The 15,369-nt window shown below is 66.2% G+C and carries 16 protein-coding genes; 13 read left to right on the top strand and 3 right to left on the bottom strand.

Going from position 1 to position 15,369, the window contains the following annotated elements; all coding sequences use genetic code 11:
• Window positions 1–165 precede the first annotated feature (165 nt).
• A complete protein-coding gene (locus tag J2X67_RS26660) occupies window positions 166–762 on the top strand; it encodes an acyl-homoserine-lactone synthase (RefSeq protein ID WP_309957971.1) in 597 nt (198 codons plus the stop codon).
• A gap of 31 nt (window positions 763–793) precedes the next feature.
• On the opposite strand, the gene J2X67_RS26655 is transcribed toward J2X67_RS26660, so the two are convergent.
• Window positions 794–1,504, bottom strand: a complete 711-nt coding sequence (locus J2X67_RS26655) for an autoinducer binding domain-containing protein (protein WP_309957970.1) — start codon at window positions 1,502–1,504, stop codon at window positions 794–796.
• A gap of 323 nt (window positions 1,505–1,827) precedes the next feature.
• Between J2X67_RS26655 and J2X67_RS26650 the strand changes: the two genes are divergently transcribed.
• Window positions 1,828–2,811: a helix-turn-helix domain-containing protein gene (locus J2X67_RS26650; protein WP_309957969.1), complete on the top strand. Its 984-nt coding sequence runs from the start codon at window positions 1,828–1,830 to the stop codon at window positions 2,809–2,811.
• Window positions 2,812–2,875: 64 nt separating this feature from the next.
• Here J2X67_RS26650 and J2X67_RS26645 read toward each other — a convergent pair whose 3' ends face one another.
• Both J2X67_RS26645 and J2X67_RS26640 read right to left on the bottom strand, forming a co-directional pair.
• The gene (locus J2X67_RS26645; protein ID WP_309957968.1) at window positions 2,876–3,775 is read right to left on the bottom strand and encodes a ParB/RepB/Spo0J family partition protein; all 900 of its coding nucleotides are present in this window, start codon (window positions 3,773–3,775) and stop codon (window positions 2,876–2,878) included.
• Complete coding sequence (locus J2X67_RS26640; RefSeq protein WP_309957967.1) at window positions 3,772–4,560, bottom strand: ParA family protein; 789 nt, start codon at window positions 4,558–4,560, stop codon at window positions 3,772–3,774. The genes J2X67_RS26645 and J2X67_RS26640 overlap by 4 nt, the downstream gene beginning before the upstream one ends.
• Window positions 4,561–4,625: 65 nt before the next feature.
• Here J2X67_RS26640 and J2X67_RS26635 point away from each other — a divergent pair, with 65 nt between their 5' ends.
• From J2X67_RS26635 to J2X67_RS26585, 11 genes are all read left to right on the top strand, one after another.
• The gene (locus J2X67_RS26635; protein WP_309957964.1) at window positions 4,626–5,345 is read left to right on the top strand and encodes a hypothetical protein; all 720 of its coding nucleotides are present in this window, start codon (window positions 4,626–4,628) and stop codon (window positions 5,343–5,345) included.
• Complete coding sequence (locus J2X67_RS26630) at window positions 5,342–5,674, top strand: TrbC/VirB2 family protein (RefSeq protein WP_281148718.1); 333 nt, start codon at window positions 5,342–5,344, stop codon at window positions 5,672–5,674. The genes J2X67_RS26635 and J2X67_RS26630 overlap by 4 nt, the downstream gene beginning before the upstream one ends.
• A gap of 12 nt (window positions 5,675–5,686) precedes the next feature.
• Window positions 5,687–6,055, top strand: coding sequence for a VirB3 family type IV secretion system protein (locus J2X67_RS26625; protein WP_309957963.1), 369 nt, complete (start codon window positions 5,687–5,689; stop codon window positions 6,053–6,055).
• Between the two features lie 13 nt (window positions 6,056–6,068).
• Complete coding sequence (locus J2X67_RS26620; protein WP_309957962.1) at window positions 6,069–8,576, top strand: VirB4 family type IV secretion/conjugal transfer ATPase; 2,508 nt, start codon at window positions 6,069–6,071, stop codon at window positions 8,574–8,576.
• Window positions 8,530–9,303: a type IV secretion system protein gene (locus tag J2X67_RS26615; protein WP_309957960.1), complete on the top strand. Its 774-nt coding sequence runs from the start codon at window positions 8,530–8,532 to the stop codon at window positions 9,301–9,303. The genes J2X67_RS26620 and J2X67_RS26615 overlap by 47 nt, the downstream gene beginning before the upstream one ends.
• A 235-nt stretch (window positions 9,304–9,538) precedes the next feature.
• On the top strand, window positions 9,539–10,588 hold the full coding sequence (locus tag J2X67_RS26610; protein ID WP_309957959.1) for a type IV secretion system protein: 1,050 nt from the start codon (window positions 9,539–9,541) through the stop codon (window positions 10,586–10,588).
• Window positions 10,589–10,742: 154 nt separating this feature from the next.
• Window positions 10,743–11,465 (top strand): VirB8/TrbF family protein, encoded by a 723-nt coding sequence (locus J2X67_RS26605; RefSeq protein WP_309957958.1) that lies wholly within the window; start codon window positions 10,743–10,745, stop codon window positions 11,463–11,465.
• The gene (locus J2X67_RS26600; protein ID WP_309957956.1) at window positions 11,462–12,304 is read left to right on the top strand and encodes a TrbG/VirB9 family P-type conjugative transfer protein; all 843 of its coding nucleotides are present in this window, start codon (window positions 11,462–11,464) and stop codon (window positions 12,302–12,304) included. The genes J2X67_RS26605 and J2X67_RS26600 overlap by 4 nt, the downstream gene beginning before the upstream one ends.
• Entirely contained in the window at window positions 12,301–13,638 is a 1,338-nt protein-coding gene (gene virB10, locus J2X67_RS26595; RefSeq protein ID WP_309957954.1) for a type IV secretion system protein VirB10, read from the top strand. Before J2X67_RS26600 ends, virB10 begins: the two co-directional genes overlap by 4 nt.
• Window positions 13,607–14,734, top strand: coding sequence for a P-type DNA transfer ATPase VirB11 (gene virB11 / locus J2X67_RS26590; RefSeq protein ID WP_309957953.1), 1,128 nt, complete (start codon window positions 13,607–13,609; stop codon window positions 14,732–14,734). The genes virB10 and virB11 overlap by 32 nt, the downstream gene beginning before the upstream one ends.
• On the top strand, window positions 14,712–15,369 hold a 658-nt coding region (locus J2X67_RS26585), incomplete at its 3' end, for a type IV secretory system conjugative DNA transfer family protein (RefSeq protein WP_309957951.1). The genes virB11 and J2X67_RS26585, both read left to right, overlap by 23 nt.

The raw sequence follows: 15,369 nt of genomic DNA, 5'->3' as shown, positions 1-15,369 counted from the left end.
GCTCCTGGGACCAGGCGGTCGTGTTCGTGGAGGCGCCCATGGAGGGCACGCGAGCAACGGCACGCAACAACGAAGGGTTCGGACGCCGCCACCCTATCAACTCTGACAGTGTCTCCGGTGTCCGTCATCAGGCTGTAATGCGGCCTCATTCAGCGAGGTGACCTCATGGAGATCATTGCGGGAACGATCGACTCTTTCTCGGCCGATGTGCTGTTCGACATGGCGCGCTACCGGCACGAGGTTTTTGTCGAGAAGCTGGGCTGGAAACTCCATACGCGCGGCCGGCTGGAACTCGACGAATTCGACCGCAAGGACACCATTTATCTGATCGCCCGCAGTCCCGAGGGCGAGATCGTCGGGACCAGCCGCCTGTTGCCCACGCACCGCCCGTATCTGCTGGCCAGCGTCTTCCCGGAGTTGCTCGGCGACACGCCGGCACCGTGCTCATCCGACATCTGGGAACTGTCGCGATTCGCCGCTGCCGACGGGAAGCGGCTGGGGACAGGCGAGGATCCGCATGGATGGTCGCTCGCGCTGGACATGCTGAGCGTCGCGATGCAGACCGTCGCCAGGAAGGGCGGACGACGGATCATCAGCGCCTCGCCGCTGGGCATCGAGCGCATCCTGCGTCGCGCAGGCCTGTCCGCATACCGCGCGGCGCCGCCGGTGCGGGTCGATGGCCAGCTTCTGTTCGCCTGCCTCATCAACGTGGACAAGCACTGGTGTCCGCGCCGGGACCGCGACACTGACGCGATCGGCTGATTGCGAAGGATGCAGCGGCCTCCGGCATTTGTCAGTTCAGGAGCCCGAGACGCGAAGCGAACGCCGCGGCCGAGCTCTTGGTGGCAGCTCCCAGCTTGGCCATTGCATTCCTCAAATGGAAATCGACTGTCGGTTTCGAGATGCAGAGGATGGCCGCGATTTCGTCGCTCGTCTTGCCGTCGCCGGTCCAGCGCAGCACCTCCACCTGCCGCATTGTCAGAGGCTCGATCCCCGCGAGCGGACTGCCGCCCAGCAGGCGGCAGAACGCGCGATGAGCCCGGATCACAAGCCACTGGAGCAGGAGGTCCTTCGCGCACATCTCCGAAGCCGTCAACGGTTCGCCCGACCGGGCCAGCGTGAGCATGCCGACCCGCGCGTCGGGCTCGGTGACCGATTGCGCCCAGCCGACGCGCAAGCCGAACGAGCGCGCCTCGTCCCACATCTGCGGCGCATTCCGGAAGACCTCGTTGCTCCAGACCACCGGCGTCCCGCTGTGCACGCCGTGGACGACCGTCGGATCCACGTGGAGATATCCCGCATGGATGTACCGGTGGCTCCACCGCTCATCGTAGGTGCTGAACATCAAAGTCTTCTGTCGGGTGAAGGGCACAAGGGTGCGCAGCCCGTAGGCGCAGTGCTCAAAGCCGAGCTGCCTGGCTGCCGCGCTGACCTGCGCGAGCACCTGGGATGGTTCGCTTGCCTCGTTCAACCGAACGAGAACATCTTGGGTCCACTCGTTCATAGGTGCACTTCCTGCATCGTCGGACCCCCGCCTCCGTCGTACGCGCCGTTGGCACTCCCACCGGCGGCGGCCCGCAGGCGCCAGGGCCTGCGGCCTCACTTTCTGAACCGGCCCGCACTGCGCCTGCCTGCGGCATGCGCGTCGCGCCGGCCCGGGCGGGTGAAGGAGGCAAGGGTGCGACAGTCTAGAAGCCCCCCGCGGAACCCAGAGGCAAAATTCACCACCAATTCTGCCAATCTCGCGGGCCTGCGCATCGCGCGCTGGCGCGGAGCCCAGGCCCGGGGGATTGCGGTCTGAACCCTCCCCCACGTTGGCTTCTCACGATGATGCACAAGGTCTGGTTCCTGCTGCTCCCCGGCTTTCTTCTTCTCGACATCGTCCGCATGCTCGCGGTCTTCAAGGCCGCCAATGCTTCCCTGCGCAGGACAGGCCACAGGCTCGCCGGCTACGACGTTCGGCTCGTTTCTCCCGGGAGCGGCCAGACCCTGAGTTCAAGCGGTGTGGCACTGTCGACGAGCGCATTGCCGCGCCGGCTCGCCGGTCGGGCGAGCTCGCTGTTCATCAGTGGAGAACCCGCGCCGGGCTCGGCGGGACCAGCGAGCGTGCAGCGCCTGCGCGAATGGCTTTCCAGCAACCGGCGGCGCGTGGGCCGCCGCGCCGCGCTGGGCGCTCAGCCATTGCTGCCGCCCGTGCCGCATGTCGGCGCCGTGCGACGGCAGGAGCGCGCAGCGCCGCCGGCGCTGCGCTGTCGCGGGCAGGGACCGGACCTGTTCACGGCCTGCAACAAAACGCCCAGCTGGCGCGTCATCGAGCCCGGCCAGGGCGCCGACCTGGCGCTGTCCTGGATCGAGGAGGATCGGGGCGCTGCCTTTGCGGAGACGCTTGCCTCGCGCATGCCGGGACCGCGCAGCCGCCGCTGCGGCTTGCCGCGCCGTCGCCGCATGCCGTTCGAGCCCGCCGCCCCCGACGCGCGGATCAGCGCGCTGCATCGGTGGATCGCAGCACATCTGCAGGAGAAGCTCAGCGTCGCCCGATTGGCGCGTGAGGTCCACATGTCCACGCGCTCCTTCGCACGCTTCTACGAACGCGCGACCGGTCTCTCGCCCGGGCGTGGCGTGCAGCAGATCCGCCTCGACACTGCCCGTCGCCTGCTCGAAACGAGCACGCGTCCCCTCAAGGCCATCGCCGCGCAGTGCGGCTACGGGTCCCAGGAAGTGATGCGAAGGGCCTTCGTACGCGAGCTGCGGATGACGCCGCGCGACTACCGGCGTCGCCACGCGACGATGAAAGCTGCGGGCGCGGCCTAGCAGACCCGGCGCACCGGTGCAGGCAGCGAGACCCTTGCCGCGCTTCGCCGGCCAGCCCGCAAGGCTAGTCCTCCGTCGCCCAGCATACGAGCCGCAAGTCGGCCAGCGGCACCAAGGCATGCGTGCCGTCGCCGAAGCGGACCTCGCCGACGTTGCCGTCCTTTGCCTTGAATCGCAATGTTCCGCGCCGCCCACCATGCTCCACCACCAGCACGGTGCGGCCGCCGCTGTGGGCCCTGGGGATCCCGCCCCCGGGCAACGCCCCGGCCGACCCGGAAACCGGCTCGGGCGCTTCGCGGCGATGGCTTGCCCGGACACGTCCGATGGGCCCGCCCTGCGCGAGCAGTTCCTGGAGCTCTTGCGGGCGGTCTCGCGCGATGGCCATCAACTGGTAGAGCGCCCGCACATCCGCGCCGAGCCGGCCTGCCTCCACCGCTTCCCGCAACTGCACCGGCGCGTCGCTGAGCCGCGCAGCCTCGGTGATGAAAGAGCGCGGCTTGGCCAGCCGGCGCGCGATCTCGGCGCGCGAATGGCCCTCCCCTTCCCGCTCGGCGATGAAGGCGGCCAGATCGAATGGCGACATGTCCTCGCGGTGCAGGTTCTCCGCCGCCTGTGCGAAGGGGTCGACCCGAGGGTCCACGAACGCCGGCACGCAGGACAAGCCGGCCAGGCGCGCCGCGCGCACCCTGCGCTCGCCGCGATTGACGATGTACCGTTCCGGATGCTCGGGATGGCATCGCAGGGACACCGGCTCCAGCACGCCATGCTCGCGGATCGATTCGGCCAGTTCCTCGATGCGTTCGACCCGTATGCGGCGGCGCGGCTGGCCGGGGTCGAAGTCGATGCGTTCGAGCGCCACCTGCATCGGTGTACCAGGGCTCGCGGGCGCGGCTTCGCCCGTGAGCAGATCGGCCGCCCTGAACTGCGACAGCGCACTCAGGTCCAGGCCGCCGGGTGCCTTCATGCCTGCGTGCCCGCCGACATGGAAGCGTTCGATGCGTCGATGCGTTGCTGCAGCAGTTCGAACACCCGCATCACCTCGAGACTCGCCTCGCGTGCCGCGCTCTTGGGCAGCCGCCACACCGGGACGCCCGCGGCCAGCGCCTCGGGAATGGACGAGCGGATCGAGATCCGCGCCGGTATCACGAACTCCCGGAAGTTCAAGGCCAGATCCTGCATCGCGGCCTTCTGCCGCAGCGAGTGCGGGTTGAACCGGTTCAGCAAAATGGCCGCCAGCTGCAATTGCGGGTTGTAGCGCCGCCTGACGCCGAAGACGGTCCTGAGCATGTCGGCCACGCCATCGATGCTGTACTCCTCCAGCTCGATCGGACAGGCGACCGCATCGCCGGCGATCAGCGCTGCGCTCATGCGCAAGCCCAGCGCCGGCGGCGTGTCGATCACGACGGAATCGAAATCCTGCGCGAGGCGCATCACGTTGCTGCGGAACAAGGGGATCACGAGGTCCGCCTTCGCGAGCTCGACATCGGCCAGCTTCCTGCTGCCCGGCACCAGCGCAATGGTCTGAGCGACCGGCGAGGCGATCGCGCCGATGTCCCGGTCGAACAGTTCCACCGCCTGGGCAATCGCCGAGCACCGGCTCAACGATTTCGAGCTGTTCGCCTGTGCGTCCAGATCGATCACGCACACCGAGTGACGTTGCACATCGGCCAGCCAGCATGCATACAGCACCGCCAGCGTGGACTTACCGACGCCGCCCTTCTGGTTGCCGAAGATGACCACGTTGCCCATGACTTGCTCCTCAGGCCTCGACGCGAGATGCAGCGCTGTCGCACTGCAGTGGCACGCCTCACCGTGTGCTGCTGAACATGCGGCAGGGACTGGCCCGGCGCCCGGCGCAGCAGCCTCGCCGTACCGCGATCGGACCGGCCGCCGCCACATCGCGCAAGAAATATCGCCCCGCCGCTCTTTGCGACACCACTATCAAAAAACATAGTCGACACACGCATGGGCCGAGACGGACATTGCGCTCCATGCAAGCAATCGATGTTCAACGCAGGCATGCCACCGACGAAGGCCGACGCTCGGCCTGGCTTTCCATGCTGGTCCTCACCGGCTTGTTGGCACATGCGGAGCCCGGCGCATCGCAGAGCGTCGGCCCACAGCAGCAGGCGGCGCGCGACCACGACCGCATCGAGATCCTTCGCGAAGAGCTCAAAAAGTCGGAAGCGCAATTGGAAGGTCTCGAGCGCCGCAAGGCCGAGCGCCTCGCCGCGTCCGACCCGAAGGCGGCGGCCGAGCTCGAGGAACAGCGCGTGCGCACGCTCGGAGACATCGCGGCCATCCGGCGAGAGATTGCTTCGTCTCATCCCGCCCACCGGGCGGCGGCCGCCAGACCCATGGCCGCACAACCTGCCAGGCGTGCATCCGATGCCGGCAAGCGCGAGGCGACGGGACCCTGGTGGGACGTCTATGGCAGCCGGCGAACCGCGCCGTCTGCTGCGCTTTCCCATGTGCCCGCGCCTGCGCAACTGCCCGCGGGATCTTCCACTCGACCGACCGGAATCAAGCCATGACCGCATGTCCGATCCACCTGCAACGCCCCGCCGGAGAACGCATCCGCGCCCGATGGACCGGATGGCTGCTCCTCGCCTCGCTCATTGCCGCCGTGCCTGCCGAGGTCGCCTGGGCGGGCAGCCCGTTCGCGACCGGTGCCAACGCCACCCAGCAGCAACTCGTCGCGATCCTGACACCGCTGGCGGCGGTCGCCGTGATGGTCTCCGGCGCCATGGCCTGGTTCGGACGCCTGAGCTGGTGGTGGATGGTCGCCGTCGTGATCGGCACTGTGCTGGTCTTCGGTGGCCCTCAGATCGTGTCCTGGATCCGGGGCCTGTTCGGCGTCTGAAAGGACCGGTCCATGAGTCGCAACCAGGGCATCGTCGCAGATCCATTGTTCATCGGCATGACGCGTCCTTCGATGGTCTGGGGCGTCACCTACTCGGCCATGATGTTCAATATCCTCGTCACGACCGAATCGTTCATCGTGACCAAGAACCTCGCGTGGCTGCTGGCCTTCGTGCCGATCCACGGGATGCTCTACCTGGTCTGTCTGTACGAGCCTCGCTTCTTCGATCTCCTGCAGCTCTGGGGCCGCACGCGCCTGCCGGCCCTGCTTGCCGGCAACCTGCGGCTCTGGCGCGCGAACTCGTACAGTCCCCTCGCGCTGGACATGCCCGACTGGCGCGGGCATCGCCGCGCGCGAATACCGCCGGTGAGCATTGCCTGACGCGCATCGAGCCATGAAGCTGCTGTCACGCTCCGAGCACACGCTGCGCCGCGAAGCCGCCGCCGCGTCGATGATTCCGCTTTCGGCGCATGTGGACGAACATGTGGCGCTGACACGTGCCGGCGACTACGTGCAGACGCTCCGCCTGGGCGGCACGAGCTTCGAAAGCGCCGACGACGCGGACATCAACAGCTGGCACGAGCGGCTCAATGTCCTTTGGCGCAACATCGCCTCGCCCAACCTGGCCCTCTGGGCCCACGTGATCCGCCGCCGCGAGACAGGCTATCCGGCCGGACGCACGGTGCCCGGATTCGCCGACGAGGTCGAGCAGCGCTATCGCCGCAAGATCGCCGGCGAGCGGCTGATGGTCAACGAACTGTACCTGTCGGTCGTCTTCCGGCCGCAGCCGACCCGCATCGCCAACGCCGCATGGCGGCTGTTCAAGCGCGCAGACCCGCAGGGTGCGCAGGCGGAACTGCGCGATGCCCTGGACGCATGCACCAAGCTGCGCCAGGAACTGCTCGCAGCGCTCGAACGCTACGACCCCGAAGCACTGGGCACCTACCGGCTGCCGGGACAGAAGATGCTGTTCTCCTCCCTCGTTGAATTTCACGGCCTGCTGGTCAACGGGGAATGGCAGCGCATGCCGCTGCCGCGCGCGCCACTCAACGAGGTTCTGGCGACCACTCGGCCTTTCTTCGGCAACGAGGCCATGGAATACCGCACCGGCACCCAGACCCGCATCGGGGCCTTCCTCGGCATCAAGGAATACCCGACGCCGACCGCGCCGGGCATGTTCAGCGCCCTGCTGACAGCGCCCTTCCCCTTCGTGCTCACGCAGAGCTTCACCTTCCTGGCCAAGGGCACGGCCACGGACATGATGAGCCGCCAGCATCACCGGATGGCCGCTGCCGGCGACCTGGCGGTCTCGCAGGCCGAGGAGCTCCAGGAGGCGCTGGACGACCTCGTGAGCAATCGCTTCGTGGTCGGCGACCACCACTTCAGCCTGCATGTGCTGGACGACACCTGCGACAGCGCCGGCGAGGCCGGTGGACGGGCCCGTCTGAAGCAGCTCAACGACAACGTCGCGCGCGCCCGCTACCTGCTCGCCGACGCGGGAATGGTGGTGGCGCGCGAGGACCTCGCGCTGGAGGCGGCCTTCTGGGCGCAGCTGCCGGGAAACTTCGGCTACCGCAGCCGCAAGGCGCCCGTGACCAGCCGCAACTTCGCCGCGATGTCACCCTTCCACAATTTCCCGACCGGCAGGGCAAGCGGCAACTTCTGGGGCGATGCACTGACCATGTTCACGACGCGCGCGGGCTCGCCCTACTACTTCTCGCTGCATGCGAGCGACCCGCGCAGCCCGGACGGCGGCAGCCGCCGCGACGTCGGACACATCACGGGCGTGGGGCCGGTCGGTACTGGCAAGACCACGCTGCTGGGTTTCTGCATGGTGGCGATCCGCAATCGCCTCGATGCCACCCAGATCATCTTCGACAAGGACGAAGGACTTCACATCCTGGTGCGGGCCCTGGGCGGCCAGTACCTCCCGCTCAAGAACGGAACACCGACCGGCTGCAATCCGCTGCAGCTCGACGATTCGATCGCGGACAACGTGGAGTTCATGCGGCACTGGCTCCGGCGCCTCGTGATGCGCACGCCGGGCGACACGCTCACGGTCCGTCAGGAAGACGACCTCGATCAGGCGCTGCGCGGCACCCTGGAGCTCGATCCCCCGTTCAGGCGCCTGTCCCGGCTCGCCGCCTTCCTCGACATCACCGATCCGGAGGGAGTGCACGCGCGCCTTCGCAGATGGTGTGCCTCCGAGCGCGGCGACTATGCCTGGGTCTTCGACAACGATCGCGACGACGTGGCCCCGCTGCTTGCCCGCCACGCGCTGGTGGGCTTCGACGTGACCGACTTCCTGGACAACGAGATCGTCCGGGCGCCGCTGACCCTGTACCTCTTTCATCTCGTCAACCGCATGGTCGACGGGCGCCCGCTGGTCTGCTGGATGGACGAATTCGCGAAGCTGCTGAGCGATCCGGCCTTTGCAAAGTTTGCCAAGAACGGCCTCGAGACCTGGCGCAAGAAGAACGCGAACATCGCGACCTTCACCCAAAGCACCAGCCATGTGCTCGATTCGAGCATCGCCCGTGCGATCGTCGAGCAGACGCCGACGAAGATCCTGTTCCCCAATCCGGAGGCGGACTACGACGAATACACCCGGGGCTTCAACCTGACGGACCGGGAGTTCGCGCTCATCAAGCAGGAGCTCGAGCCCGGCTCCCGCCAGTTCCTCATCAAGCAGAACCACGTCAGCGTGGTCGCGCAGCTCGATCTCCATGGCTTCGACGACGCCTTGCACGTCATCTCCGGGCGCACCGGCAACGTCCGCCTCATGCGCGAGCTCATCTCGATCTGCGGACCGGATCCCGGCCAATGGCTGCCGCCTTTCCGCAGAGCGCTTGCGAATGGCCTTTCCCGTTCATTCCTACACCAGGAGATCTCCCATGCCTAGATTCCTTGTTTCCCTCTTCCTTGCAGCCACGGCGTTGCTCGCACCGCTGCACGCGAACGCCGGAATCCCGGTCATTGACATGGCGGCCGTCGCCAACCTGATCCAGCAGATCATGTACTGGCAGCAGCAAATCTCCGCGATGCAGAAGCAGTACGACCAGCTGAAGGAGTCGAAGGACCAGCTGACCCAGACCCACAACGCCATGACCGGAAGCCGAGGCATGGAGCAGCTGCTGCCGACCTCGGACCTCGCGCGCAACTACCTGCCTCCGAGCTACGGCGAACTGATGCACACGCTCAACGGCTCATCGGCGAGCTATGCCGGGCTGGCCAGCCAGGTGCAGTCGATCATGAAAGCCAACAGCATCCTCTCCGGAACACAGATGCAGGCGCTCAGTCCCGAGTTGCGCCTGATCGTCGAGCAGGGGAGACAGTCAGCGGCGCTGCTCAAAGGAATGACGCAGAACGCATACCAGAGCACCAGCCAGCGCTTCTCGGCCCTGCAGGTGCTGATCGATCGCATCGCCTCCGCGCAGGACCCCAAGGCGATCCAGGACCTGCAGGCGAGGATCCAGGCCGAGCAGAACATGCTCACGAACGAACAGACAAAGCTGCAGAGCCTCTATCAGATTGCGAGAGCCGAGGAAGCTGCGCACCAGCAACGCACTCGGGAACAAGTCATTTCAGGCCATGGCGGTTTCAACGCAAGATTTGTTCCGAATCCCTGAACCGCCATGTCCAGATCATTGATCGTCATCGCCGTGATCACGGTACTTGCTACAGGGGGCGCCTATTGTTTGCTGAAACATGACTCGACGCCAACGGTACCGCTCGGCTCTGTGCCGTCCCAAACGGGCGAGCCAGTAACCCCAAGCGTCGAGCACGGGAGCTTCGAAAATCGATTTCGTCCAACGATGCCACTTGCTAGTGACTCCGAGAAGTGACGATTGGATAGGACGAGCAATGTTTTTCCAGCAGTTCTGGACTTGGCTGACCTCCCAATTGACGGAGTACCTCGCGGCAAAAACGGCGGCCGTGGCTAGCGCCATAGAGCCAGCGGTGGTAACGCTCGCGACAATATACGTGATGATTTGGGGATTCCTCAGCCTGACCGGGAGAGTTCAGGAACCGATATGGGAAGGCGTCAAGCGCATACTTTTCATCGCGATCGTGCTTGGCGTCGGCCTGAGACTCTGGCTCTACAACGAAGTCATCGTCGACACATTCTTTAATGCACCAACCCAACTGGCTGCCAAGATAACCGCGGCATCTAACCCCGTGTCCGTGATCGACACCATTTGGGAAAAAGGCGGGACCGTTGCTTCGAACCTTTGGAACAAGGGCGGGGTACTGAACGGTGACTTTGGCTTCTATTTGGCAGGAGCCATCGTCTACTTCATCATCGGAGGCGTCACCGTCTACACGTTTTTCCTGCTTGTTTTATCCAAGCTCGCGTTGGCATTGATCCTAGCTTTAGGGCCGGTTTTCATGTGCCTGCTTTTCTTCGAGGCCACGCGGCGATTCTTCGAGGCGTGGATAGCGCAGATGGCCAACTATGCACTGGTTGCCGTCCTAAGCTCGCTGGTAGCGAGCCTCATGCTTCAGGTTGTTTCTTCCTACGCGACCCAGACCGCAGCTAGGGGCGCGGCCATTGTGACCGTAGACGCACTGAACATGGTGCTGTGTTCTTCACTTGTGCTGCTGGTGATGCGCCAAATCATGTCTATTGCAGCCGGTCTTGCGAGCGGGATTGCACTGAGTTCATTCGGACTCGGAAGCGGGTTGGCGCGGTGGGCAATGGGAGGCGCCAGGCGCACTAGCTACGAGTTCGGCCGCGGCGCACTGGACGGCCTGCGGCGAGAGCCAGGCAGTCGGTGGGACTCGTTCCGCCGGCTCGCGGGCCATCGCATCGGCGCGGGTGTGGCCTCAATTGCAAGTGTCGGCGCTGCGCGCCGCGGCGGCACTGTGCTTTCCAGAGAGCAGGTCATGCCGAGCTTCTCGCGCAATCGGTAGCGCTGGAGTGTTCAGATGAAGCCTTCGATCATCCTTTCTCTGCTTGCCCTTCTTCTTGTTGCATGCGGCACTCGCCCGCCCATGCCGCCGGACTGCGAAGCGCCCCTCACACCGATCAACATCTCGAGCGATGTTTCCTCACCGGGAGCGGTCGATGCGCCAGAACGCCGCCCCTGAAAACTACGTGCTGGAGGCCCGGAGCTGGGAACTCGACCGCGCGCGCCGGGCGGAGCGATCAACCAGGCTTGCTTGGACCGTGGCCGTGGCCGCGACACTGATCGCAGTACTTGCCGTCGCTGCCGTCAGTGGGCTCACTCCACTGAAACAGCCGGTACCCGTTCTCATCCGGGTCGACGGCAGCAGCGGAATCGTCGACATCGTTCCCACATACGAAGGCACGACCGACATCGAGCAGGTCGTGACACGCAACCTGCTCCAGAACTACGTGATCGCGCGCGAGCGCTATTTCTACGGCACCGCGGAAGCGGACTACGAGCTGGTTGCCTCGCAGAATTCGCCTCGCCTCAACCAGGAGTGGGCAGCCCTGTGGGCCACGGACAACCCGGCCTCGCCTCTGAATGCCTACAAGGATGGCACTTCCATCCGCGCGCAGGTGCGGTCGGTCACCTTCCTCAAGCTGGAGAGCGGGAAGGACAAGCTGGCCCAAGTGCGCTTCACCCGCGCGACGCGTGCAGGCGGCACCGGGGTGGAGCAGACCAGCCACTGGGTTTCCACAATCGAGTTCGCCTATGTTCCGCCATCGACGGACCACAAAACTCGTTCGCTCAACCCCCTGGGCTTTCGCGTCATCGAATATCGCCGCGAGCCCGAGGTTGCCCCCGCTGCCGCTGCACCCGGCGGCCAGGATGTGCGATGACCTCCCGCCGCGTGCTCGGTCAATCTCTGTCGGCAATCGGCCTGGCAGCGAGTCTCGCGCTCGCTGCACCGTACGGCCGAAGCGCCACCGTGCCTGCTGCCGGCAAGGTCGATGCCCGGGTCCGGGTGGTTGCCTACCACCCGGAGGACGTCATCAGCTTGCAAGGATTCGTGGGCTACCAGATCCATCTGCAATTTGCCGAAGGCGAGGAGTTCGTGAACCTCGGCGCCGGCGACAACGGCGCCTTCGACATCGGGGCCGAGCGCAACCACTTCTTCATCAAGCCCAAGGAAGCGCGCGCCGCGACCAACTTCACCGTCCTCACGAACCGGCGTGCCTACCATTTCGACTACACCGTCTCCTCCGTCGCGCCGGTAGGCGCTGCCACCAGACGCATGGTGTATTCGATACGGTTCAGCTACCCGGAGGATGAGGCACGGGCGGCGGCCGCGACTGAGGAACAACGCCGCGCCCATGCGCGCATGAGCCAAGGGGCGGCCGATCGGCCACGCAATTCCAACTACTGGTTCTGCGGGAGCGATTCGCTGAAACCCGTGAGTGCCCATGACGACGGTGTGCAAACGCGCCTGCGTTTTCATGCGCGCTCCGAGTTTCCGGCGATGTTCGTCCAGAACGACGACGGGTCTGAATCGCTGCTGAACTTCAACGTCGAAGCGGACGAGGTGGTGATCCACCGCGTGGCGCACCGCTTCGTGCTTCGGCGCGGTGGTCTGGTCGGCTGCGTGGTCAACCGGTCCTTCGTCGGCGGCGGCGCGCGAACCTCCAACAACACCAGCGCCACGGGCGTGCGGCGCATCACTGCAGGGGATGGACCATGAGCTGGATAGGCGAGACCCACCGCCCGTCCCGGACTGGTGCCCAGGAACGCGTCGAAGCGACGGAGATCGATCCGGGCACCGGAGAGATCCTGTCGGCGCGGCGACCCGCAGCTTCGGAGGACAAGGCGTCCATGGCAGCCGACGAGCGCCCGACGATCGAGGGCGAGCGCGTCATCCCATCGGTCAACCGTGAGCGATCCGTCCAGTCGCGCATCAGCGGGTTTCTGGCGCTGGCCGCAATCATCTTGCTGGGCGCGGGATTCCTGTTCTGGTACTACAACACCCAATATGCCAAGACCCGGGAGGCCGAAGAGAACGCGAGAAAGGCGGCGGCCGCACGCGCCGGCGGCGAGATGAAGGTTCCGCCGCTCGGCCGCATCGATCCGCCGAGGGCAGCAGCGCCGGAAGCGGCAGCGGGCGCCGCCCCTCCCGCCCCGCCGCCAACGGCGAATGGCGCCAACGGTGCCCCGACACAGAAGACACCCGAGCAGGTTGCACTGGAACGGCAGCTGGGCACCCCCGTGCTTCGGCGCGCCCAGGCCACTCAGCCCGGCGGCCCCGCCTCGCCGCATGCGTTCGCAGATCCAGCAATCCCGGGCGCCGGGAGCGTGCCAAGCATGGCCCAGCTGATGGATGCGCTGCAATCGCCCCCTGCCACTCCGACGACACTCGGCGGAAGCCCGCTTTCCGCCAGCCTCCGCCCGACGCCAACTCCAGCGGTCGTCGCCCAGATCCTGTCGACACAGCGCATGCTTTTGCCGAAGGGCGCGTTCATCGATTGCACGCTGGAAACCGCTGTCGATTCCACCTACGAAGGCATGACCACCTGCATCGGCGCCAGCGACGTCTATGGGGCAGACGGCAAGGTTGTGCTGCTGGAGCGCGGTACCAAGTACGTCGGCGAGCAGCGTGGAACGCCGCGACAGGGACAGGGCCGTGTCTTCATCGTCTGGAACGAAGCACGCACGCCCACGGGCGTCGTGGTCCAGCTGGCCTCCCCGGGCACCGACGAGTTGGGGCGCAGCGGCCTCCCCGGCTTTGTCGACACTCATTTCTGGGATCGCTTCGGTGCCGCGGTTCTGATTTCCGTGATCGACGGCACGATGCAGACGATCGCCGCCCGTCAGCAAAGCGGCACCGCTGTCGGCAGCGGTGGTGGCGTGGTGCTAGGCCCGCAGGGTAGCCGCGACGTCATCACGGAGGTCCTGCGCAGCACCGTTTCGATTCCGCCGACCGTCATCAAGAACCAGGGTGAGCGGATCCAGATCCTGGTCGCCCGCGACGTGGATTTCAGGAGCGTCTATGCGCTTCGAGCCGAACCGGCCAACCCTTGAGTGCGAGGCCGGCGCCGCCGCAGGGGGCCAACAGCCGGTGCGAGCGCACGCGCCCGAGGCGGCCCCCGCCGAGCCGCCGTCGTCGCTTGCTCTCTTTCTGGGCCCGCTGGGCCGCCTGCTGGACGACCCAGCGGTGACCGAGATCTGCATCAACGAACCGGGTGCAGCCTTCGTGGAACGGCAGTCTGGCTGGACGCACGAGGCGTTGCCGTTTGCGAGCTTCGACTGGTGCATGTCCATCGCCAAGCTCGTGGCCAACTTCACGCGGCAGCGCATCTCGGCCAACGAGCCGCTCCTGTCCGCAACCCTTCCGGGCGGTGAAAGAATCCAGATCGTGCTACCGCCCGCGACGCTGGACCGGACCGTCTCGATCACGATCCGGCGTCCCTCGAACACGCTCTGGACTCTCGAAGAGCTGGAGAGTTTGCAGATCTTCGAGACGACGCGCAGTGCGCCGGCGGGGCAAGCTCAACAGGCCAGCCTGGCGCCCGAAGACCGTGAACTGGCGGGCCTTCTCGCGCGCCGACGGTTCGTGCCCTTCCTCCGGCGCGCCGTCCAGCTTCGCAAGAACATCCTTCTGTCCGGCGCCACCGGCTCGGGAAAGACCACGGTCGCCAAGGCGTTGATCCTCGAGGTGCCATCCGAGGACCGCCTGATCACGATCGAGGATGTGAAGGAGCTGTCGCTGCGCAACCAGCCCAACCACGTGAGGCTCTTCTATTCGCAAGGCGCCCAGGGGCAGGCCGAGGTCACGCCCGGCCAGCTGCTCGCCGGTGCCAAGCGTCAACGCCCCGACCGGGTGTTCGTGTCCGAGCTTCGCACCGGTGAAGAGGTCTACGACTATCTGGTGTCCGTCAACACCGGCCACCCCGGCTCGATCACCAGTGTGCACGCGGACAGCGCGGAAATGGCCTTCGTGGCCCTGGCGCAGCTGATGAAGCGCAGTCAGGCGGGCCATGGCATGACCACGCGCGACGGCGTGGAGCTGGCCCAGATGAGCGTGGACATCGTCGTGCAGTGCGCGCGAGAGCGCAGGGACGGCGTGCTGCGGCGCATTGTGCGGGAGATCTGGTATGACCCTGGCGCCAGGATCTGACGGCCTGCCTAGCCCTTTCAGGATCGCGGTCGCGCTGCTGGTGGCGGCGCTGGTCGGCATGTACGTCGCCGGCCAGGCGTTCCTGATCGCGATGAACCTGCCGCACCAGCGCGCCACGCTGCTGACCCTTCACGAGTATTGGCAAGCCCATGGTGAGCGCCCGGAGGTGCGCCGTGTCCTGATTGCGTCGCTGGCCGGATCCCAGGGCCTGATGCTCGGCCTGGTCGGCATCGCCATGCTGCCGCGTCGCCGGCCGCTGCATGGCGAGGCACGTTTCGCAAGCCGCCGCGAGATCGCGCGAGCGGGCCTCCTGAACGAGCACGGCATCATCCTCGGGCGCCTGGGCAATCGCTACCTGGTGCTTCCCGGCCAGCAGGGCGTGGCGCTCGAGGCGCCGCCACGCAGCGGCAAGGGCATCGGTGTGGTCATCCCCAACCTGCTGAACTGGCCCGGCTCGGCCGTCGTCAGCGACATCAAGGGCGAGAACTTCACGCGCACGGCCGGCTTCCGAGCGGCCCACGGGCAGGAGGTGCACCTGTTCGATCCCTTGTCCGAGCGCGAGCGCTCGGCACGCTGGAATCCGCTCGGCTATGTCTCCGAGACGCCGTACCGCTGCATCGACGATCTGCAGCGCA

The sequence above is a fragment of the Variovorax sp. 3319 genome (assembly GCF_031456585.1).
Classification (GTDB): Bacteria; Pseudomonadota; Gammaproteobacteria; order Burkholderiales; family Burkholderiaceae_C; genus Variovorax; species Variovorax paradoxus_P.
This window is presented reverse-complemented; position numbering and strand designations above follow the sequence as displayed.

What these genes read in the sequence shown, in the direction of transcription:
- J2X67_RS26640 (WP_309957967.1), bottom strand. Translation starts at nt 4,560, where the DNA reads ATGGGCAACGTGGTCATCTTCGGCAACCAGAAGGGCGGCGTCGGTAAG.
- J2X67_RS26655 (WP_309957970.1), bottom strand. Translation starts at nt 1,504, where the DNA reads ATGAACGAGTGGACCCAAGATGTTCTCGTTCGGTTGAACGAGGCAAGC.
- virB10 (WP_309957954.1), top strand. Translation starts at nt 12,301, where the DNA reads ATGAGCTGGATAGGCGAGACCCACCGCCCGTCCCGGACTGGTGCCCAG.
- J2X67_RS26605 (WP_309957958.1), top strand. Translation starts at nt 10,743, where the DNA reads ATGCGCCAGAACGCCGCCCCTGAAAACTACGTGCTGGAGGCCCGGAGC.
- J2X67_RS26645 (WP_309957968.1), bottom strand. Translation starts at nt 3,775, where the DNA reads ATGAAGGCACCCGGCGGCCTGGACCTGAGTGCGCTGTCGCAGTTCAGG.
- J2X67_RS26630 (WP_281148718.1), top strand. Translation starts at nt 5,342, where the DNA reads ATGACCGCATGTCCGATCCACCTGCAACGCCCCGCCGGAGAACGCATC.
- J2X67_RS26625 (WP_309957963.1), top strand. Translation starts at nt 5,687, where the DNA reads ATGAGTCGCAACCAGGGCATCGTCGCAGATCCATTGTTCATCGGCATG.
- J2X67_RS26660 (WP_309957971.1), top strand. Translation starts at nt 166, where the DNA reads ATGGAGATCATTGCGGGAACGATCGACTCTTTCTCGGCCGATGTGCTG.
- J2X67_RS26650 (WP_309957969.1), top strand. Translation starts at nt 1,828, where the DNA reads ATGATGCACAAGGTCTGGTTCCTGCTGCTCCCCGGCTTTCTTCTTCTC.
- J2X67_RS26610 (WP_309957959.1), top strand. Translation starts at nt 9,539, where the DNA reads ATGTTTTTCCAGCAGTTCTGGACTTGGCTGACCTCCCAATTGACGGAG.
- virB11 (WP_309957953.1), top strand. Translation starts at nt 13,607, where the DNA reads ATGCGCTTCGAGCCGAACCGGCCAACCCTTGAGTGCGAGGCCGGCGCC.
- J2X67_RS26615 (WP_309957960.1), top strand. Translation starts at nt 8,530, where the DNA reads ATGGCCTTTCCCGTTCATTCCTACACCAGGAGATCTCCCATGCCTAGA.
- J2X67_RS26600 (WP_309957956.1), top strand. Translation starts at nt 11,462, where the DNA reads ATGACCTCCCGCCGCGTGCTCGGTCAATCTCTGTCGGCAATCGGCCTG.
- J2X67_RS26620 (WP_309957962.1), top strand. Translation starts at nt 6,069, where the DNA reads ATGAAGCTGCTGTCACGCTCCGAGCACACGCTGCGCCGCGAAGCCGCC.